Source organism: Brassicibacter mesophilus, assembly GCF_050433385.1.
GTDB classification, from domain to species: Bacteria; Bacillota; Clostridia; order Tissierellales; family Proteiniboraceae; genus Brassicibacter; species Brassicibacter mesophilus.
This window is the reverse complement of record NZ_JBNPXI010000003.1, coordinates 92682-113455: the sequence shown is the minus strand read 5'-3', so window position 1 is coordinate 113455 and position 20774 is coordinate 92682. Positions and strand designations below refer to the sequence as shown.

17 protein-coding genes and 1 tRNA gene are annotated in these 20774 nt (G+C 33.3%); 8 read left to right on the top strand and 10 right to left on the bottom strand.

What is annotated here, in order from left to right:
- Positions 1–10 precede the first annotated feature (10 nt).
- The 8 genes from HNR33_RS05485 (at position 11) to HNR33_RS05450 (ending at position 7758) form a co-directional block, all read left to right on the top strand.
- Positions 11–865: a transketolase gene (locus tag HNR33_RS05485; RefSeq protein WP_429080972.1), complete on the top strand. Its 855-nt coding sequence runs from the start codon at positions 11–13 to the stop codon at positions 863–865.
- A gap of 2 nt (positions 866–867) precedes the next feature.
- Complete coding sequence (locus tag HNR33_RS05480; RefSeq protein ID WP_429080970.1) at positions 868–1875, top strand: transketolase family protein; 1008 nt, start codon at positions 868–870, stop codon at positions 1873–1875.
- Positions 1876–1877: 2 nt separating this feature from the next.
- The gene (locus HNR33_RS05475) at positions 1878–2669 is read left to right on the top strand and encodes a hypothetical protein (RefSeq protein WP_429080967.1); all 792 of its coding nucleotides are present in this window, start codon (positions 1878–1880) and stop codon (positions 2667–2669) included.
- Between the two features lie 17 nt (positions 2670–2686).
- On the top strand, positions 2687–3196 hold the full coding sequence (locus HNR33_RS05470; protein WP_429080964.1) for a VOC family protein: 510 nt from the start codon (positions 2687–2689) through the stop codon (positions 3194–3196).
- 10 nt (positions 3197–3206) lie between these two features.
- Positions 3207–4433, top strand: coding sequence for an NADH:flavin oxidoreductase (locus HNR33_RS05465; protein ID WP_429080962.1), 1227 nt, complete (start codon positions 3207–3209; stop codon positions 4431–4433).
- Positions 4434–4567: 134 nt separating this feature from the next.
- A complete protein-coding gene (locus HNR33_RS05460) occupies positions 4568–5476 on the top strand; it encodes an FAD-dependent oxidoreductase (protein ID WP_429080960.1) in 909 nt (302 codons plus the stop codon).
- A gap of 52 nt (positions 5477–5528) precedes the next feature.
- Positions 5529–6215: a TetR/AcrR family transcriptional regulator gene (locus HNR33_RS05455; protein WP_429080958.1), complete on the top strand. Its 687-nt coding sequence runs from the start codon at positions 5529–5531 to the stop codon at positions 6213–6215.
- Between the two features lie 163 nt (positions 6216–6378).
- Entirely contained in the window at positions 6379–7758 is a 1380-nt protein-coding gene (locus tag HNR33_RS05450; RefSeq protein WP_429080956.1) for an MATE family efflux transporter, read from the top strand.
- Positions 7759–7857: 99 nt separating this feature from the next.
- Here the strand turns inward: HNR33_RS05450 and HNR33_RS05445 are convergent, their stop codons facing one another.
- The 10 genes from HNR33_RS05445 to HNR33_RS05400 form a co-directional block, all read right to left on the bottom strand.
- Positions 7858–8682: a DUF2785 domain-containing protein gene (locus HNR33_RS05445; protein ID WP_429080954.1), complete on the bottom strand. Its 825-nt coding sequence runs from the start codon at positions 8680–8682 to the stop codon at positions 7858–7860.
- A gap of 163 nt (positions 8683–8845) precedes the next feature.
- A complete protein-coding gene (yihA, locus tag HNR33_RS05440) occupies positions 8846–9490 on the bottom strand; it encodes a ribosome biogenesis GTP-binding protein YihA/YsxC (RefSeq protein WP_429080952.1) in 645 nt (214 codons plus the stop codon).
- Positions 9480–11834, bottom strand: a complete 2355-nt coding sequence (gene lon / locus HNR33_RS05435; protein ID WP_429080950.1) for an endopeptidase La — start codon at positions 11832–11834, stop codon at positions 9480–9482. The genes yihA and lon overlap by 11 nt, the downstream gene beginning before the upstream one ends.
- 141 nt (positions 11835–11975) lie before the next feature.
- Positions 11976–12611: a CPBP family intramembrane glutamic endopeptidase gene (locus HNR33_RS05430; protein WP_429080948.1), complete on the bottom strand. Its 636-nt coding sequence runs from the start codon at positions 12609–12611 to the stop codon at positions 11976–11978.
- A 137-nt stretch (positions 12612–12748) separates the two neighbouring features.
- Entirely contained in the window at positions 12749–14437 is a 1689-nt protein-coding gene (gene lonB, locus HNR33_RS05425; protein WP_429080945.1) for an ATP-dependent protease LonB, read from the bottom strand.
- A 209-nt stretch (positions 14438–14646) separates the two neighbouring features.
- Positions 14647–15927 (bottom strand): ATP-dependent Clp protease ATP-binding subunit ClpX, encoded by a 1281-nt coding sequence (gene clpX / locus HNR33_RS05420; protein WP_429080942.1) that lies wholly within the window; start codon positions 15925–15927, stop codon positions 14647–14649.
- Between the two features lie 20 nt (positions 15928–15947).
- Positions 15948–16532, bottom strand: coding sequence for an ATP-dependent Clp endopeptidase proteolytic subunit ClpP (gene clpP, locus HNR33_RS05415; protein ID WP_429080939.1), 585 nt, complete (start codon positions 16530–16532; stop codon positions 15948–15950).
- A gap of 22 nt (positions 16533–16554) precedes the next feature.
- Positions 16555–17841: a trigger factor gene (gene tig / locus HNR33_RS05410; protein WP_429080937.1), complete on the bottom strand. Its 1287-nt coding sequence runs from the start codon at positions 17839–17841 to the stop codon at positions 16555–16557.
- A gap of 313 nt (positions 17842–18154) precedes the next feature.
- A tRNA-Leu gene (locus HNR33_RS05405) sits at positions 18155–18238 on the bottom strand.
- A gap of 96 nt (positions 18239–18334) precedes the next feature.
- The gene (locus HNR33_RS05400) at positions 18335–20674 is read right to left on the bottom strand and encodes an ATP-dependent DNA helicase (protein WP_429080934.1); all 2340 of its coding nucleotides are present in this window, start codon (positions 20672–20674) and stop codon (positions 18335–18337) included.
- Positions 20675–20774 lie beyond the last annotated feature (100 nt).

Below are 20774 nucleotides of genomic sequence, written 5' to 3'. Positions count from 1 at the left end.
GGAGAATACCATGTTAATAAATATTGAAGAATTAAAATTTCTTGAGAAAAAAGCACATGAATTACGTTCTCTTTGTGTTAATACGGTAGTATGGGCCGGAAGTGGCCACATCGGTGGTTCTCTAAGCGCTATGGATATATTTACAATCCTGTATTACAAATACCTTAATATTAACCCCAAAAATCCAGAATGGGAAGATAGAGATAGATTTATCTTGAGTAAAGGTCATGTAGGTGTTGGCTTTGCACCTGTTCTAGCTGATAAAGGGTATTTTGATAAAAAACTGCTAAAAGAGTACAATCATACAGGTTCAAGTCTAGGAATGCATCTCGATTCTAGAAAAGTTCCCGGTGTTGATGCCTCAACTGGGTCTTTAGGTCACGGTCTTTCAATAGCACTTGGCACTGCACTAGCTGCTCGTCTTCAAAATAAATCATATCTAACATACTGCCTTTTAGGTGATGGCGAATGTAATGAGGGTTCAATTTGGGAGGCAGCCATGGCAATATCTCATTACAATGTAACTAATGTAATAACTATAGTTGATAGAAATAAATGCATGATAGATGGGCGAACTGAAGATATTATGAAGCTTGAACCATTTGCTGACAAATGGAAAGCCTTTGGGTTCATAGTAAAAGAAGTCAATGGACATAGTTTTAAAGAATTATCAGAAGCAATCGAATATTCACAAAATGAAAAATCAGCACCAGTTGTAATTATTGCAAATACTGTAAAAGGCTGTGGTGTAGATTTTATGGAGGATGATCATCGCTGGCACTACGGTGGCCTAGATTCTGAGAAATACAAGCAATGTATGGAAAGTTTAAATAGATATTATGAAAAAAGAAAGAAAGGAGAATAAAAATGGCTGGATTAACTTATACAATGCATGATACTGTAAATCTCTCCACTACAGAGTTTTATGGAACAGTACTCTGCGACCTTGGTGAAAAGCATCCTGAAATAGTTGGTTTATCGGCTGACTTGGCTAAATCAACTAAAATAGGTAAATTCGGTGAAAAGTTTCCTGAAAGATTTTTTAATGTAGGCATTGCAGAACAAAACATGTTTGGAATAGCAGCAGGCTTGGCAAAAGCAGGTATGGTCCCTTATGTATCGACATTCGCTGTCTTTACTTCAATGAGAGCTCTTGACCAAGTTCATACAGATATATGCTATCAAAATCTTAATGTTAAAATGATAGCAACTCATGCTGGGCTTTCATTCGGTCAAGCTGGATCAACTCACCATTGCACTGAAGATCTATCTATAATGCGTTCCATGGCAAACTGTAAGGTTATAGTTCCTGCAGATGGTATAGAAACTGCAAATGCAGTTCAAGCTGCCTATGACATTGAAGGTCCAGTGTATATCCGTATCAACCGTGGATTTGATCAAAAACTATATGAAAATACAGACTATGATTTTGAAATAGGCAAGGCAGTACAGCTCGCTGATGGAACTGATCTTACGATCATCGCCTGTGGTTCATGTGTATATCAAGCTGTAGAAGCAGCAAAAATTCTTAATACAGCTGACGGCATTAAGGCAAGAGTTTTAGATATGCATACTATAAAGCCTATAGATAAAGATGCTATTTTAAAAGCTGTTCATGAAACCAGAAGAATAATCACAGTAGAAGATCATAATGTTATTGGTGGATTAGGAGGTGCAGTCGCTGAGGTAATGGCTGAGAGTGGAAAAGCATGTGCTTTCATAAGACTTGGTATTCCAGATACATTTTCAATAATTGGTCTTCATGAAGACCTGATGGCGTATTATAAAATTGATACTAATGCCATAGTCGACAGTGTTCGTGAGCTTATGGGAAGAGATTTCGAAGAAGATGAGAACTGGGAAGACGAGGTGTAGCCATGATATCCAACGAAGACATATATGCAAATAAAATCTTTCTAAATGCAGTATTGCCATTAGTAAAAGTAGTTGTAGAAGAGAAAAAAGATTTATCAAAAAAATTTCATGGAAAAAATGTAAAAATTCAAATCAGTGCAAAAGATATCGATAACAATCGTAAGGTTGGAACTCACTTTGCTATAGAAGATGGTATTTGGAATGTAGTAAAAGGAACAGCTGAAAATCCTGATGTAGAACTAGAGTTTAAAAGTATACCTGCACTAAATAGCTTTTTCGCAGGAAAAAGCAAAAAACTGCCAAAGATAAAAGGCTTTACAAAACTAGGATTACTAGTAAATACGTTAAAAGCTCTTACAACAATGGCTAATCTGCTTGGCTCAACCAATATACCTAAAGAAGATGATGAAAAAGAACTCTTAGTTAAGCTTTACTTTTATCTTCTGTCTTCAGGTATTAGCCAATTGAATAAGGCTGGACATCCAAGCGTATCAAAATGGGCTAAGAGAAGTCCAGACAGAGTGTATGCTTGGGCAGTCAATGAAAAATCTGAACTATCAGCATATATTAGAGTTAAGGCTGGAAACACAAAGGCTGTACGTGGAGAATACAAACGTTCTAAACCCTTTTTTACAATGCGCTTTAATAATGTAGATAGTGCATTAGGTACTCTTCTTGAGATTGATGATATGGTAGATGCTACAGTAAATGGTAGATTAATAATGGAAGGTGCACCTGAATTTGGTGCCCAATTAGGTGAATTTATGCTTCTAGTAGGTTCATATGCTAAATAAAGCAGCGAGGTGATAATGTGAAAATTCGCTCATTAAGTCATGTAGGTCTTACAGTGTCTAATTTTGAAAATGCTGTAAAATGGTACTCAGATATGTTTGGTTTTAAGCTGATTTCAGAACAGACTTTGGATAAAAAACAGGTTGAATCACTTTATCCATTATACAAACTTCATAATACAACTATTCGTCTAGGGTTCCTTAGAGCTCCTAAGGGCGGTGTAGTGGAAATATTCGAATTCTCTCCTTCTCTATCAGCAGAATGTGTAAAATGGAATGTTCCTGGACTTACTCACTTCACAGTAGATGTCAGAAATGTGCACAAATGGTATAACTGTTTAGAAAAAAAAGGAGTACATTTCTTTTCAGAGCCTCAGCATACAAGCGGAACTGATTGGGTTTTTATGCAAGACCTAGACGGAAATCTAATTGAGCTTATTGATTTGAAATTTAACTACTATATCATACGTATTTTGGGTAATGTAGTAGGAAAAATCATGGCAAAAAGTAAATTCAAAAAATATTATTAAGGAGTAAACAATGCAAAAAAACTATCAATATCATATTAATGAATTAATCAATAAGCTGGGAAACTGGTTTGAAGATGATGAGGTGCTGCAAGCTGGAGCAATGACAGATGCTCTTTATCCTTATACAAAGCTTTTTGAACCTATCTATATCAACAAGCTGAAGATAAAAAATAGAATTGTAATGGGACCCATGGGTAATGTATCTATGGCAGATGAAACAGGTAAACCAAGTCAAAAGATGATACAGTATTTTATCGAAAGAGCCAAAGGTGGTGCAGGGCTTATAACTAGCGGTATGACCCCTGTAAGGTGGAAAGATGATCCTTCATATGAAGATTTACATGAAACTAGTATTTTCCCTAGAATAGATAGCCATAGAGCTACGTATGCAGGCTGGAGAGCTATAGTTGAAGGCTGCCATGCTTATGGAGCACGTTTTTTCTTACAGCTTGCACCTGGCATGGGGCGCGTAGGTAATCCAGAGTGTCTGACTAAGAAAAAAAGACTTCCTATTTCTTCATCATGGAATCCTAATTGGTATATTCCTCAGATACCATGCAGACGTCTTACTGATATAGAATGCAGAAAAATAATTACTCATACAGGTCAAATAGCAGTTGATGCAAAAGAGCTGGGGATAGATGGTGTATATCTTCATGGACATTCAGGATATCTAATAGAGCAAATGACTGACCCAGCTTATAACCGAAGAAAAATAGGACGATACTCAAATTGGCAAAGATTTGGCCTTGATCTTGTTACAGAAATCAGAAAGCGATGTGGTGAGTACTATCCCATCCATTATAGAATCGATTTATCACTAGCTCTTAAAGAAATCTACAGTATCAAAGTAGAGAAAAATAAAATTCTTAAGAAACTTAAAAATGGCAGAACTATTGATATGACACTGGAATATATGGAAAATCTCGTAAAAGCTGGTGTAGATGTTTTTGATGTTGATTTAGGAGGATATGAAAACTGGTGGCTCCCTCATCCACCTAACGGTATGCCTCCAGGTGTTTATTTAGAGCTTTCGAATATTGTAAAAGAATATTTTGCAGAACACAATATTAAATCAAACATTGGAATTCCAATACCCGTTATTGGTGTTGGAAAGCTTGGTTTTCCAGACTTAGCAGAAGGTGCTCTAAGAAAAAATAAATGTGACATGATAATGCTTGCTCGCCCCTTATTAGCAGATCCTAACTGGCCAAAAAAGTATATTATGGTAAAATAAAAGAAATAATCCCATGTATTGGCGATCATGAAGGCTGTTTAGGCCAGTTAGCCATAGGAGGACATCCTCATTGTGCAGTAAATCCACGAACAGCTTTTGAGGATATCTATCCAGCTAATTTGCAGCAAACGCCTATGCCAAAGAAAATTGCAGTTGTTGGAGCTGGTCCATCAGGAGTGACGTTTTCTACTACTGCCGCTAAAAGAGGTCATGATGTAACAATATATGATAAAAATAATAAAGCCGGAGGAATGCTTATACCTGGTTCAGTTCCGAAGATTAAATATGAGCTAGCTAATTATGTTAACTATCTAAACAATGAAATAAAATTAGTTTCTGAAAGCTATAAGTTTAAAACAGTTTTTAATACAATTGTTACAGAAGATTTCTTGAAGCAAGGCGACTACGATGTATTAGTATTTTGTACTGGCAGTAAGCCTTTTAAGCCTAAAATCCATGGCATTTCACTACCTCATGTATTCTCTGGCATTGACTTTTTAAATAACCCATCAATCGCAGAAAAGGCTGAGAATATTGTAATTGTAGGAGGTTCTGATGTAGGCTGTGAAGTTGCATATATGCTAAGCTATGAAATGCATAAAAATGTCATAGTTGTAGAAACACAACCATATTTCATGAAAAAAACCTGCACTTCTAATAGGCATTTTATGATTCATTATTTAGAAACAGCAGAAGTAAAGCTTATGAACTGCACAAGTCTTGAAAGGATTACTAAAGACAGTGTTGAGTTAATTCAAAATGTATCTAAAACTGTTCCAGATCCATATATCACTTGGACTCCTATTCTAGCTGATAATATCATAAATCCATTTTCAAAGCCAATAAAAAAACAAACTAAGGTAATAACAACAAATGCAGATTTAGTTATTCTATGTACAGGCAGCCAAGCTGACGATAGTTTGTATGAAGAATGTATTAGAAGCAGAACTGCTAGCGAAGTCTACAATATTGGAGATTCATTTACTCAAGGGAGAGTACTTGAAGCGGTTAAAGCTGGCTACGCACTTGGTACTTCAATTTAAATAATAAGCAGTCATGTTTTGTCAGAAATAAATACTACAGTTGGAGGAATACATGGAAAAAGCACTTGAGAACAGAAAAAAAAATAGATTTAGAATAAAGTTTCATAAGAGCACATTTGAAAAAATCTCTGAAGAAAGAAGACAAAAGATTTTTAATGTAGCAATTTCAGAATTTGCATCAAAAGGATATAACGCTGCCAATATTAATGAAATTGCAAAAAAAGCAGATATTAGCATTGGATCAATGTACAATTATTTTGCTTCAAAAGAAGACTTATTTCTAGCAGTAATGGATAAAGGCTCTATTCTTTTAGAAGAAGCCCTAAGTCAGATAAATATAGAAGAAAATGATATATTTGAAGTATTTGAAAAGCTCCTAAGAGCGGCACGTGACTATGCAATTAATTATCCTGAAGTAAATCAGCTATATCTAGATGCTACTACACAAGGACTTTCAAGCCTTTCAAGCAGACTCACTCTACAACTAGAATCAAGTACGGCAAAATTATACAACGATATTATTCGTAAAGCAAAGCACGATAAAAAAATAGACCCAAATATTGATGATCGAGTTCTTTCATTCTGTTTTGATAATCTAATCCTTATGTTTCAGTTTTCTTTTACATCAAGCTATTACAAGGAAAGGATGAAAATATTCATTGGGTCAGATGCTATGGAAAATGAAGAAAGAATTATACAAGGTATAATTTCCTTTGTAAAAAAAGCAATCTCTAAATAAGCAAGGACAGGGTGCAGTTCATAATCCCCTGTCCTTGCTTATTTCTATATCTATTAAGTGCATAAGAATAATATAAGTTATGACGGAAAAATAACAGATTATTTCATATATTTGTTGTATAATTGTTTTAGTTCAATTTCGTCAATAGAGGAGAAAAATGAAGATGGGTGAAGCCATAAACACAGTTAATGTAAAAGAAATCAGAAAAAGAATTTTATCTATGATTTTACCTATAACTATAGAAAGCATCCTTCAAATGACTGCAGGCTTTATTTCGATGGCCATGATTGGAAGAATTGATGCAATAGCTATTGGAGCACTAGGAATAAGCATGAGAATAACTCAGATTATTTGGGCATTATTTAAAGGAGTTACCACTGGTGCCTCTGTTTTTGTAGCTCAAGCTTTTGGTGCGAATGATACTAAAAGACTTAAGAGTGTAGTACAGCAAACTCTATTGTCCACAATTCTACTGGTATTAATTCTACAACAAATAGTTTTCTGGAAGGCTCCAACACTTCTAAGTGTCTTTAATCCAAGTCCAGAGCTTATGTCAAATGCCGTTATGTACATGAGAACTGTCTCTTGGGGATTACCTTTTATGGCAGTAATGCTAGTCGTTGCAGGAGTGTTGCAGGGTATGGGGAATGCTAAAACCCCTATGAAGATCGCATTTATAATGAATTTAATAAATATTGCATTTGGATTTATATTTATTTTTGGAAACTTTGGGTTCCCAGCTTTAGGTCTTAAAGGTGCTGCAGTTGCAACTGTTATTGCACAGATAATTTCAGCCTTGTTAGGCTTGTACGTTCTTTTTAATAGTGATGGGGTTCTAGGCTCAATGTATAATCGAAGCTTTTTAAAATTAGATTTTAATCAGATATTGTCAGTATATAAAATAGGAATGCCTACTGCTCTAGAATCAATATTTTGGCAGCTATCAGCAGTTATTTTAACCAAAATAATATTAACTTTCGGAGAAACTGCATTTGCTGCATATCAGCTAGGGCTTCAAGCTGAGTCAATCTCGTATATGCCTGCAGCTGGATTTGGAATTGCAGCTACGGCTTTTATAGGTCAGGCTATTGGTTCAAGAAATAAAGAGTTAGGTAAAGTTTATTTAAAGGAGTTAGTAAAAGGGTCTCTTTTAATAACTATTGTCTGTGCAGGTATTTTAGTTTTCCTTCCAAATGGAGTTATGAGATTATTGACAGATGACTATTCTGTAATTAAAATTGGCTCAGTATATCTTTTCATAATGGGGTTAGTGCAGATTCCTCAAAATATTTCTGGAGTGCTAAATGGAGCTCTAAGGGGAGCAGGTTTTACTAGAGTACCAATGATAGTTGCTGGTGCAGGGCTATGGGGAATCAGGATTCCCTTTGCCTTCATTCTAACCTACTATTTCAAATTTGATGTTATGGCAATATGGATTGTTATGGGTGTAGATTTAATTTTCAGATTTATATTAAGCTTAACAATATACAAAACTAAGGATATATACCAGCAAGAGCTATTGTTTGAAGAGGTAAAGGCATAATTAAAGGAAGCTTGATTAGCTTCCTTTAATTATGCTTTATTATTTTCTGTTTTAGATTATTATCAAATATTAATAGTGCTATTTATATAGTTCTATTTTTTAAAATCCACTTATCTCATCTAAAACTTCCCTTATCACTTTCACAATTCCATCATATTGTGCATCTCTAATTAATCTAAAATATAAGCTTCTTAAAAAGTTCTTTCCATTGACTCTGAGAATCATATCTTCAGGATATTTGTTTTGGTATGTTATGTTTTTAAAGGAATTTATCCATTCGATAATCTCTTCTTCCTTTATAACTTTTCTCTCTATTACTGCTGAGACTGGTGTAACCATACGCTCATCCTCTTGATGAACATATGAGTAATAGTTAATATTAACTTTTTTATATATTACATCTAATATACTCTTTAAGCCTTCGTAGCCTATTTCCTCACATCGTGCTAGTTCATCTATTGCGTCTGCTCCATGAGCAGCTCCGTGCGCCCATCCCTTAGGTCCTATATATCCTCTTACATCTATATCGTCGTTATAGAATTTTAGTACCTTATCAAGAGCCTTATTTACTTCTTCCTTAGATAAATAACTATCATTTCTATGCCTGTATATAGCAACGGCAATTACTAATACAGAAAAGGTTCTAGTAAATACTGAGTCATCCATATTACCTATTCCATAAAGTAAATATTTATCATCTAAGGCTATGTTTAATAGCTGATGAACTTCTTCAGATGTAAGAACATCACCTGTCATCCAAGTAAACAATATACTATAGATTAGCCTATCTCTAAGCTCACCATCTATGTCACCTATGTACTTCATCATATCTAATGATAAATCAAATGGTTTTATTCCTTCTAAAACCTTATAATCATTCTCTTTTATTTCTGTTAAGATTTCCTTTAAGGCTGTTCTTTCCATTACATATCCCCCTTGTCTTTTTTCCTCTAACTAAGATAACAATACCATTTTATGACTAATAATGCAATAAAACTAAATCTTCTCTTACTCCTACTTTGAATATATGATTTGATTAGATTTTATTAGTAAATGTATTACATTTAGATATAAGAGAACCGAGGAATTATTCTTCCTCGGTTGTACTCTCCATTTGTGCTTTTACTTCTTCTATCTTTGAACTGTTTACCTCTAGTATTTCTTCTATTGTATCCCATACTTTATCAACATTAAGCTTCTTTGATGCAGAGAATGGAATTATAAAGTCTTTATTCTCTACTCCAAGCTTTTTCTGAATGACTGTTATATGCTTTAGCCATTGTCCTCTTGAAATTTTGTCAGCTTTTGTTGCTATAATTATACCATTATATCCAAATGATTTTATCCAGTCATACATCATCTTATCATGATCACCAGGTTCATGTCTTATATCTAATAATAGTAAAACCTCAGCTAAGCTTTTTCTATTTACAAGGTATGTTTCTATCATTTTAGACCATTTTTGTCTTTCAGTCATAGAAACCTTCGCATATCCATATCCAGGTAAATCTACTAGTCTAAATTCATCATTTATATTATAAAAATTTACAGTTTGAGTTTTACCCGGCTGACCACTGGTTCTAGCTAAGTTATTTCTATTTACTAGTGTGTTTATAAGTGAGGATTTGCCTACATTCGACCTTCCTGCAAAAGCTACTTCTATAGCTCCTTCTGGTGGATATTGATATGGCTTAGCTGCTGTTATTATCAGCTCTGATTTCTTAATTTTCATCTTTATCATCCTTTTTTACAAGAGCATGTTCAAGTACTTCATCCATTGTCTTGACAAGAACAAATTCTATCTTTCTCTTAATCTTATCAGGTATTTCTTCCATGTCTTTTTTATTTTCCCAAGGCAATAGTACCTTTGTAATACCTGCTCTATTCGCAGCCAATACCTTTTCTTTTACTCCTCCTATAGGTAAAACTCTTCCTCTTAAAGTTATCTCACCAGTCATAGCAACGTTTCTATTTACTGGGATATCTGAGAGTGCTGAGATCACTGCTGTAGCCATTGTTATACCTGCTGAAGGACCGTCTTTAGGTATAGCTCCCTCTGGTATGTGTATGTGTATGTCCTTATCCTTATAGAAGTTATCATCTATTCCAAATTCTTTAGCACGAGATCTAATAAAGCTTATACCAGCCATAGCTGATTCCTTCATTACCTCTCCCAGTTGTCCAGTAAGCTGCAACTTTCCTGTTCCATTCATCGGAGTAACTTCTATAGACAATGTTTCTCCTCCAACTGTTGTCCATGCTAGACCTGTTACTATACCCACTTGATTTTCTTCTTGAGCTTTCTCATGTCTATATCTAGGTATCCCTAAATATTTATGAAGATTAGCACTATTAACTCTAACAACATCAATTTCTTCTTCTACTATCTTCTTAGCAACCTTTCTGCATACACTAGCTATATTTCTTTCAAGACTTCTTACTCCTGATTCCCTAGTATAGCTGTTTATAATGTCCTTTAAGGTATTCTCTGATATATTTATATTTTCTTTCTTTAGTCCATGCTCCTTTATTTGCTTTGGTAGTAAATATCTTAAGGCTATTTGAACTTTATCTTCCTCAGTATAACCAGATATTCTTATTACTTCCATTCTATCAAGCAGTGGACCAGGTATTGTGGCTGTGGAATTTGCAGTAGTAATAAACATTACCTTTGAAAGATCAAATGGAGCCTCTAGAAAATGATCTGTAAAAGTACTATTTTGCTCTGGGTCTAATACCTCTAGTAGTGCAGATGCAGGATCTCCTCTGAAATCACTACTTAACTTGTCTATCTCATCAAATAAAAACACAGGATTTTTTGAACCTACTTTTTTAATAGATGAAACTATTCTACCTGGTATAGCTCCAACATATGTTCTTCTATGACCTCTTATCTCAGCCTCATCTCTCACTCCACCAAGAGACATTCTAACAAACTTTCTATTAAGTGCCTTTGCTATGGATTTTGCTATGGATGTCTTACCTACTCCTGGAGGTCCTACAAGACATAGAATAGGTCCTTTCATACTTTTAGCAAGCTCTCTTATTGCTAGGTATTCAAGAATCCTTTCTTTTACATCAGTAAGTCCATAGTGGTCTTGGTCTAATATCTCTCTTGATTTCTTTATATCTACTCTGTCCTTTGTTTCTTTATCCCACGGTAGATCAACTATCCAATCTAAATAAGTTCTTATAACACCAGTTTCTGCTGAAGAAGGTGATAGCTTTAACAATCTTTCAACTTCTTTAAGAGACTTTTCTTTTACTTCTTTCGGCATCTTAATCTTTTCTATCTTATCCTTGTAGTTTTCTACTTCATCAACTATTTCATCATCTTCTCCAAGTTCATGCTGAATGGCCTTTAGCTGTTCCTTTAAATAATACTCTTTTTGCACCTTATTAATCTGCTTCTTCACTCTTTGTCCAATTTTCTCTTCAAGCTTCAATATTTCTATTTCTTCTTTTAGAATTATTTGAAGTGCTTCTAATCGTTTATAAGGATGAAGTGCTTCTAGTATTTTTTGCTTGTTCTCAGGACTTAGATATAAATATGATGCTATGACATCTGCTAATCTTCCAGGCTCTTGAATCTCTGCAACTGTTACCATAACATCACCCGAAACCTTATTGCCTATACTTATGTATTCTTCAAATGATTCGGTTACCATCCTCATTAGTGCTTCTGTTCTCTTATCCTTACTGATTTCCTCTTCATATATGAGTTCTTCTATCTCTACTTCAAAATAAGGCTCATCCTTTATAATTTCAATAATTTTTCCTCTATTAATACCTTCCACTAATACTCTTATTGTATCTCCTGGAAGCTTTAGCATTTGCTTTATTTTACATACCGTTCCCACATGATAAAAATCTTCAGGACCAGGCATATCAACATTTGCTTCTTTTTGAGATGATAAAAATATTAATGAATCATTTACCATTGCTTGTTCTAAGGCATTGATAGATTTATCTCGTCCTACATCAAAATGCAGTACCATATAAGGAAAAATAGATAACCCTCTTAGCGGAATAAGAGGAATAGTTCTCTTTTCAGCTTTATAGCTCTGTTTATTCATAACTCTAACTCCTTTCAGAAAATATCTTCATATACTAGACTCTTATAGTTTTTCTTTCCTCTTAGCATATTGTCTCTTATTTATTAATATTAATCCATATAATGAAACTATAGAAACTGTTACTAATAAAGTTATATATTATTAATTAATTACAATTCCTAATACTCCAACAAAGGCATATGCATTTAGTAGAATATGTAAGGTTACGCTAGATAAATACCCGTAAACATCATAAATGAAACATAATATAATACCTACTAGAAAAGTATACACAAATGTTGCAATATTAAAGTGGCTGAATGCAAAAATAGCAGACGATATCAATAATGCTATTATTTTTTTGTTAGTGAATGAAGATAGCCAACTTCTATATATTAATACTCTAAAAGTAAATTCTTCTACAACTGGCGCTATTATACATGTTACCGTAAATAGTACTATATAGTCAATAAGTTGTTTTTGAAAAAATACTTCATTGCTTTCAATATATATTGTATAGTTTAAAATACTATTGTCAAACAAAACCGATGATTTATCAGCTAAAAAGCCAATAACTAAAAATATTATAGGAGATAACATTAAAACATGTATGACATATATTGGTTTAAAACTAAATTTAGTTTTATCGATTATATAATATTTTGTAAAAATTTCATCTTCGCAAATATTAAATCTACATATTAATACTAAAAACATGAATACTGAAGGAAAAAGGAACAGCTCGTCACAAAATATTAATAACATTATCTCACAAAACGGCAACAAATATTTTAACATCTTTAAATTCACATTTTCTAAAAGAATCCACATCATCAGATATTGCCTAAGAGTGACTAAAATCAAAATAATAGAAAAGAAGAAAAAAAGCAAGGAAACATAGTTCAAAATAGTGACCCCCTTGATTGTGTAGCTATTTATCTAATATCAATACCTTTGGCTATTAAAACTTCGCTGTTAATATCTACACCACTTGATTTTTTCTCTGTATCAGCTTGCTTAAATAAAACATTTTGCATGACCTCTTTTATATTTTCTACAGCTATTATATCAATACCTATTATTTTGTTAAAGTTCTCTTGATAATTGTCTCTTGGAATTATAATTCTACTGCAGCCTGATCTTTTAGCCGCCTCAATTTTTTCTGTAACTCCACCTATTGGTTTTACATCTCCTCTAACAGATATTTCTCCTGTCATAGCCACCTTGTTATCTATAGGAATATTTGTAATACAAGAATATATAGCTGCTGCAATAGCGATCCCAGCTGAAGGTCCATCTATTGGCATACCACCTGGAAAATTAAGATGTATGTCATAGTCAGTGTAATTTATATCAAAAAATATTTTTAGCACTGTGAGTACATTTTCAACTGAGCCTTGAGCTGTACTTTTCCTCTTAAGTTTTTTTGATGTAGATGACATTTCTTCTTCATCTATTATACCAGTTACGGTGATTTTCCCACTGCCTTTAGTAAATGATGAGATAGCAGTTGCTTCTATTTCAATCAGTGTACCCATATTCGCACCAAACACTGCCAGACCATTCACAAGCCCTACCTGAGGCGTATCGTGTATTTTTTTATCAGGTCGAGGACTATAATGTCCACTATTTATTACCCATTCTATATCTTCTAGGGATATATGATGTCGCCCTTCAGTCAAGCATAGACCTCCAGCTATCTGTACCATATTTACTGCTTCTCTCCCATTAGTAGCATAACTTTTTATTTTTTCGATAGCATCCTCATCGACGCTAAATCCTCCTTTTTTTACTGCATTCCTTGCAATAATTTCTATTTCATCTGGCTGTAGACTTCTAAAATACACTTCAACACATCTTGATCTTAGTGCAGGTGGAAGTTCTTCTGAAGTTCTCGTTGTTGCTGCAACAAGTCTAAAGTCTGCTGGCAGACCATTTTGAAATATATCATGTATGTGCTCAGGTATGTTCTTGTTCTCTGAGCTATAATATGAACTTTCTAGTAAAACTTTTCTATCCTCTAATACTTTTAACAACTTATTCATCTGTATAGGATGAAGTTCACCAATTTCATCTAGGAACAATATTCCTCCATGAGCTTTCGTAACAGCTCCAGGCTTTGGCTGTGGTATACCTGATTGCCCTAGCGCTCCAGCACCTTGGTATATTGGATCATGTACTGAGCCCATAAGCGGGTCAGCTATACCTCTTTCATCAAATCTTAGTGTAGTAGCATCCATCTCTATAAATTTAGCATCTCTTGTAAATGGAGAAAATAGATTCTTCTTTGCTTCTTCTAATACAATTCTTGCTGCAGCTGTTTTACCTATGCCTGGCGGTCCGTATATAATAACATGCTGAGGATTCGGGCTACAAAGAGCAGCTTTTAATGCTTTAAGACCTTCTTGTTGTCCTATTATCTCATTAAACTCTGAAGGTCTTGTCTTTTCAGATAATGGAACTGACAGTCTTTTTTCTCTAAGCTTTTTCAACTTTTTCATTTCCTTCTCCGATTCTCTATTTACAGCTGATTTATTATCTTTCTGATTTTTAAGTAGATTTAAAAAATACAGTCCAATTACTATAGCAAAGAAAAACTGGACTACAATAAAAATTCTTTCCAAAGCTTTACCTCCATTCCTAAAAAACTATTGTTTATGAATTAAATACCATATATCCTAAAATAAACACAACTCACTAATAATGTAGTGAGTTGTTTTAGATATGTATATTTATTTTTTGTTATATATATTTTTTTATCCTATAATTGATAAAATATCTTATGAACCAATATGTGGCAAAAACGAAGAAAAAGTCCACATTAAGTGGACTTTTATGATGCAGTTTCTTCTTTATCACTGGCTTTCTTAGTTTTCTTCTTTTTTCTTTTTTCAGATAAAACTAATGTTGGCTCAGTTTGATTAATTATTGTATCTTTAGTTATAACACATTTTTCTATATCTTCTCTTGAAGGAATATCATACATGATATCAAGCATGATTTCCTCTAATATTCCTCTTAATCCTCTTGCACCTGTCTTTCTTTCTATAGCTTTTTTAGCTACTACCTCTAATGCTTCATTGTCTATCTCTAGCTCAACTCCATCCATCATGAAAAGCTCTTTATACTGCTTAACAAGTGCATTTTTAGGCTTAGTTAAAATCTCAATGAGAGCATCTTTATCCAACTGATTCAATGTAACTATAACTGGAAGTCTGCCTACAAACTCTGGTATTAAACCAAACTTCAAAAGGTCTTCAGGCTGAATATGCTTCAATAATTCGCCTATTTCTTTAACCTCTTTACTTTGTATATCAGCACCAAATCCCATTGATTTCTTTTCTGTTCTTCTTTGAATTATTTTATCTATACCATCAAAAGCTCCACCAACAATGAAAAGTACATTTGTTGTATCAATCTGGATAAACTCTTGATGAGGATGCTTTCTTCCTCCTTGAGGTGGAACGCTAGCTACTGTTCCCTCAAGTATTTTAAGCAAAGCTTGCTGAACTCCTTCTCCACTGACATCCCTTGTTATAGATGGATTTTCAGATTTTCTTGCAATCTTATCTATCTCGTCTATATATATTATACCTTTTTCTGCTCTTTCAATATCATAATCAGCTGCTTGAATAAGCTTTAAAAGTATATTCTCAACATCTTCTCCTACATATCCTGCTTCAGTTAAGGATGTAGCATCAGCAATAGCAAAAGGTACATTAAGTATTTTAGCTAATGTCTGAGCAAGTAAAGTTTTACCTGACCCAGTAGGTCCAAGCATAACAATATTACTTTTCTGAAGTTCAACATCATCACTTAAGGTTTTTCTATTTACCCTTTTGTAATGATTATACACAGCTACAGCTAATGATCTTTTTGCCTTGTCTTGTTGTATTACATATTCATCTAAAACATTCTTTATTTCTGACGGTTTTGGTAAGTCTTTTATCTCTAAATCCAAGTTTTCTTCAAACTCTTCATCGATTATCTCCTGACACAACTCTATACATTCATCACATATATATACATTGGGCCCAGCGATAAGTCTTCTTACCTGATCCTGAGTTTTACCACAAAAAGAACATTTAAGCTGTTTTTCATCAAACCTAGACATTGTGACACCTCTCTTAAATGTTATTTCTTAAATGTTATCACTTCATCTATTATACCATATTCTTTAGCATCCTGCGCAGACATAAAGTTATCTCTATCTGTATCTTTAGCAATTTTTTCTAGAGGCTGTCCTGTCCTATCACTTAATATCTTGTTAATTTGTTCTCTTGACTTCAATATTCTCTCTGCGTGAATTCTAATATCTTCCGCTTGCCCTCTAGTGCCACCAAGTGGTTGATGTATCATAATCTCTGCATTTGGAAGCGCAAATCTTTTACCCTTTGCTCCAGCTGTAAGTAAGAATGCTCCCATGCTAGCAGCCATACCTATACATATAGTAGATACATCGGGTTTAACATATTGCATTGTATCAAATATAGCAAATCCTGAAGTGATAGAGCCCCCTGGACTGTTTATATAAAGCTGAATATCCTTATCTGGATCTTCTGCTTCTAAAAACAGTAATTGAGCTACTACCAAGCTTGCAGTAACATCATTTATTTCATCACTAATAAATATAATTCTTTCTTTTAAAAGTCTTGAATAAATATCATATGACCTTTCACCTCTATTAGTCTGCTCAACAACTACTGGTACTAAAGCCATAATATCCCTCCTGGTCTACGAATTAAGACAATTTAGCATTGTTTACCAAAAACTCAACTGTCTTTCTTTTAATTATACCCAATTTGATATACTCTAAATCATCGTTTCCTAAGTTCTTTTTGAACTTTTCAGCATCTTGATTATATTGTTTTGCGATATTTTCTAATTCTGCATTTAGTTCCTCTTCTGTTGCATCTATTTTTTCATTTTCTGAAATAGTCTCTAAAACTAAATCAACTTTTACTAGCTTTCCAGCGTTTTCTTTGAATTGTTCTCTTAGATCTTCTAGCTTAGTATTTGTAAGCTCAAAGTATTTATCTATGTCTAATCCTTGGTATCTTAATCTATATGCAAAATCATTAACATCATTGTCTATTTGTCTTTCAATCATAACTTCAGGTATATCAACTTGGCATAATTCAACAACTTTTTCAACTACATTGTTTTCATTTTCTGCCTTTTCTTTATCTTTAGCTTGCTTTTCAAGTTTACCCTTAATATCATTTTTTAATTCTTCTAATGTATCAAATTCACTAACATCTTTTGCAAATTCATCGTCTAATTCAGGTAACTCTTTTTCTTTTATTTCATGTATAGTAACCATGAATTTTGCATCTTTACCAGCAAGCTCTTCTGCATGGTATTCTTCAGGAAACTTTACGTTTACTTCTACTTCTTCATCTTTGTTCTTGCCAATTAATTGCTCTTCAAATCCAGGGATAAATCTTCCTGAACCGATTTCTAACGTTTGATTTTGAGCTGTGCCACCTTCAAATTGATCTTCACCAACATATCCAGCATAGTCAATTGTTAAAGTGTCTCCTTCTTTAACTGGTCTGTCTGTTGCTTCAATTATTCTTGCGTTTTTGTCTTGTATTTTTTTTATTTCTGCTTCAACTTCGTCATTTGTAACATTATACTCTACTTTTTCTGCTTCTATACCTTTATATTCGCCAAGTGTAACTTCTGGCTTAACAGTAACTTCAGCAGTAAAAACAACTGGTTTTCCTTTTTCAATCTCATCTACGTCTATAACTGGTCTGTCTACAGGCTCTAGTTTATGTTCCTCTATAGCTTTATCATATGCTTCTGGGAATACGATGTTTATAGCATCTTCATAAAAAACTCCAACTCCATAATTTAACTCTATAATCTTTCTTGGCACTTTACCTTTTCTAAATCCTGGTATATTGAATTTATTTCTATTTTTAGTGTACGCTTGCTGGATACCTTTTTCAAATGTTTCTGCATCAACCTCAATCTTTAATGTAACTATGTTGTTCTCTTTTTTTTCTACAGTTGAACTCATTGAAACTCCTCCTTAAATCTTTATAATTTATATAATCTCAAATTCACACCTTGCCTCCCGTACAATAAGAATCAATATAAAATCAATTCATTATTCTGTCTTTATGTATAGTGCGAATAATTTTTCCTACAAGATTAACCATTATATTATAACATAAAATTATTCCATGTCCAATGATGCCATTAATTGTAACAAATATTTAAAATACAATTTTTTATTTATTACTCATTAGTTTATTTTTCCTAGTAAACATATAACTATTCATTTCAAAAAAACATATGAAAAAAACCAATGGTTAAGCCATTGGTTTCAATGGTGCGGGAGAGAGGACTTGAACCCCCACGTCAATGACACTAGATCCTAAGTCTAGCGCGTCTGCCAGTTCCGCCACTCCCGCGTGATTTGTTTGTATGTCTTACTGACAAAATTAATTATACCATGCTCACGAATAAAGTCAATATATTTTTTTAATTTTTTTGTTGGTATTTTTTTCTTACCAAAACGAGTTAAGACTTTTTTCTATATCTTTAAGCTTTCTAATTCTATTATTTGTATTCCACTCTCTCGGAAAAAGCTTCTGATAATACGAATATGAGAATCTCTTATCTATCAAAAGCACTACCCCTCTATCGTTTTCTGTTCGAATAACTCTTCCTGCTGCTTGCAATACTTTATTCATACCAGGATACATATATGCATATTCAAATCCTAATTTGTTTTTTTCATCAAAATATCCTTTTATAATATCTCTCTCCAAACAAATTTGTGGTAATCCAACTCCAACTATTACTGCTCCAACCAATCTTTCTCCGGTTAAATCTATACCTTCTGAAAAAATTCCACCTAATACTGCAAATCCAACAAGTGCACTATCTAATTCAGTGTTAAAGCTTTCCAGAAAAGTTTCTCTTTCAGCTTCATTCATAGTATTAGATTGTATTATAGTATTAATATCAGCATATCTTTCAGCAAACAATTCATATACATCATTCATATATTTATAAGAAGGAAAGAACACTAAATAATTGCCTTTGTTTTGTAATACTAAAGTTCTAATATATTCTACTACTATATCATAAGTGTTTTCTCTGTCCTTATACTTAGTAGATACAGAATCTGCCATACATAGACATAGGTTATTTCTATCAAATGGTGAAGACAGCTGCATTATATAATCTTCCTCACATCCTCCAAGTATTTCACGAAAATATGTTAATGGAGTAAGTGTAGCAGAAAAAAAAGCTGCTGATTTGCCTCTTTTTATTGCTTCACCTAGTAAATATGAGGGATCTAAGCAGAAAAGCTTTAACCTTACTTCGTTACCTTGTTTTTCTGCATACGTTACATATCTCTCATCATACATTTCAGATATTTTTATAAATGACAATACATTAAAATAGAGCTCAAGGAGTTCACTATGATCTTCTAAACCTTGATTATTTACAAGCCATTCTTCAGACTCAGTTATGAAGTGTCTAAGAAGCGGATATAAGTCTTTTGGCTGTTCTTTATCAATATAATGCTCTTCATCTTCGCATTTCTTTTTCATATCAAGCATAAATGAATTTATCTTGCCTAAAGCCTTTGATATTTTAGGCTGTTTTTCTTTCATTCTTCTCTTTAGTTCTAAAAACACCCTTTTATTTAGCTCTGCTGAAAACATTTCTCTAGCCCTATCTACAAGGTTATGTGCTTCATCAATTAAAAAAGCGTATGCTTCTGTGCTTCCTTCAAAAAACCTCTTAAGATATACTCTAGGATCAAATGCATAATTGTAGTCACAGATAACGCAATCCGCCCATAAAGATAAGTCTAAAGAAAATTCAAAAGGACAAACTTTATACTTACTTGCATATTCTTCAATAGTTTCTCTGTTAAGAGTATCTTCATTAGTCAGCATATCCATGAGAGCGTCATTTACTCTATTATAGTGACCTTTAGCATATTCACAAGCTTCAGGAGTACAGTTTGACTCTTCTTTAAAGCATATCTTATCTTTTGCAGTAAGAGTAACAACTTTAAATCTAAGTCCACCTTCTGACATTTTAAAAAAAGCTTCTTCTGCAACCTGTCTTGTAATAGTTTTTGCAGTTAAATAAAATATCTTAGATGTACTTCCTTCTCCCATTGCTTTAACAGTTGGAAACAATGTTGAAATAGTCTTGCCTATACCAGTTGGTGCTTGGACAAATATTCGCTTATTCTCAGTTATAGTTCTATACACTGCAACTGCAAGTTCTCTCTGACCTTTTCTATATGAATTAAATGGAAATTGGAGATTTTTTATTGATGTATTTCTAGTTATATTCCAATCTGATGTAAGTTTTGCCCATGAAAGGTACATACCAATTAAGCTATAGAAAAATACTTCAAGCTCTTCTATAGTAAATATTCTTTCTATATTTTTTATTTGTTCTGTCTCTATATGATAGTATGTTAACTGTATTGTTACTTGCTCTATCTCATTCTGAAACGCATAAATATATCCATAGCATTGTGCTTGTGCCCAGTGTAGAGGGTTAAAGCTTTCATCAATTACATCCAGTGGTCTTGCAGTAGATTTTATTTCATCTATCGTTACTCCATAGTCATTAACTATAATTCCATCTGCTCTTCCGTCTATAGTAAATGTAAATCCTTCGTACTCAAATGTATGAGATAAGTATACCTCTGCATCGTAATCTTCTCCAGCTGACTTCTGAATTTTCTGATGTGCTTTTGTCCCTTCTAGTGCTCTGCTTCCACCAACAAACCTAGTATCTAAGTCCCCTGCTCTCATGACAAATTCTACTAGGTTTCGGACTGCTATTTTGATTTGTATTCCTGTTCCCATTAAACATACCTTCCTTAGTAACTGTAAGTTATCATTAGCTTTTTCGTTAGTTAATATTCTATCATATTTGTCTTGTGAATTATATTGATGTACTAAATTT

Coding starts and splice junctions, on each gene's coding strand:
- HNR33_RS05485 (WP_429080972.1), top strand. CDS start 11: ATGTTAATAAATATTGAAGAATTAAAATTTCTTGAGAAAAAAGCACAT.
- HNR33_RS05480 (WP_429080970.1), top strand. CDS start 868: ATGGCTGGATTAACTTATACAATGCATGATACTGTAAATCTCTCCACT.
- HNR33_RS05475 (WP_429080967.1), top strand. CDS start 1,878: ATGATATCCAACGAAGACATATATGCAAATAAAATCTTTCTAAATGCA.
- HNR33_RS05465 (WP_429080962.1), top strand. CDS start 3,207: ATGCAAAAAAACTATCAATATCATATTAATGAATTAATCAATAAGCTG.
- HNR33_RS05460 (WP_429080960.1), top strand. CDS start 4,568: ATGCCAAAGAAAATTGCAGTTGTTGGAGCTGGTCCATCAGGAGTGACG.
- HNR33_RS05455 (WP_429080958.1), top strand. CDS start 5,529: ATGGAAAAAGCACTTGAGAACAGAAAAAAAAATAGATTTAGAATAAAG.
- HNR33_RS05450 (WP_429080956.1), top strand. CDS start 6,379: ATGGGTGAAGCCATAAACACAGTTAATGTAAAAGAAATCAGAAAAAGA.
- HNR33_RS05445 (WP_429080954.1), bottom strand. CDS start 8,682: ATGGAAAGAACAGCCTTAAAGGAAATCTTAACAGAAATAAAAGAGAAT.
- yihA (WP_429080952.1), bottom strand. CDS start 9,490: ATGAAAATTAAGAAATCAGAGCTGATAATAACAGCAGCTAAGCCATAT.
- lon (WP_429080950.1), bottom strand. CDS start 11,834: ATGAATAAACAGAGCTATAAAGCTGAAAAGAGAACTATTCCTCTTATT.
- HNR33_RS05430 (WP_429080948.1), bottom strand. CDS start 12,611: ATGTTAAAATATTTGTTGCCGTTTTGTGAGATAATGTTATTAATATTT.
- clpX (WP_429080942.1), bottom strand. CDS start 15,927: ATGTCTAGGTTTGATGAAAAACAGCTTAAATGTTCTTTTTGTGGTAAA.
- clpP (WP_429080939.1), bottom strand. CDS start 16,532: ATGGCTTTAGTACCAGTAGTTGTTGAGCAGACTAATAGAGGTGAAAGG.
- tig (WP_429080937.1), bottom strand. CDS start 17,841: ATGAGTTCAACTGTAGAAAAAAAAGAGAACAACATAGTTACATTAAAG.
- HNR33_RS05400 (WP_429080934.1), bottom strand. CDS start 20,674: ATGGGAACAGGAATACAAATCAAAATAGCAGTCCGAAACCTAGTAGAA.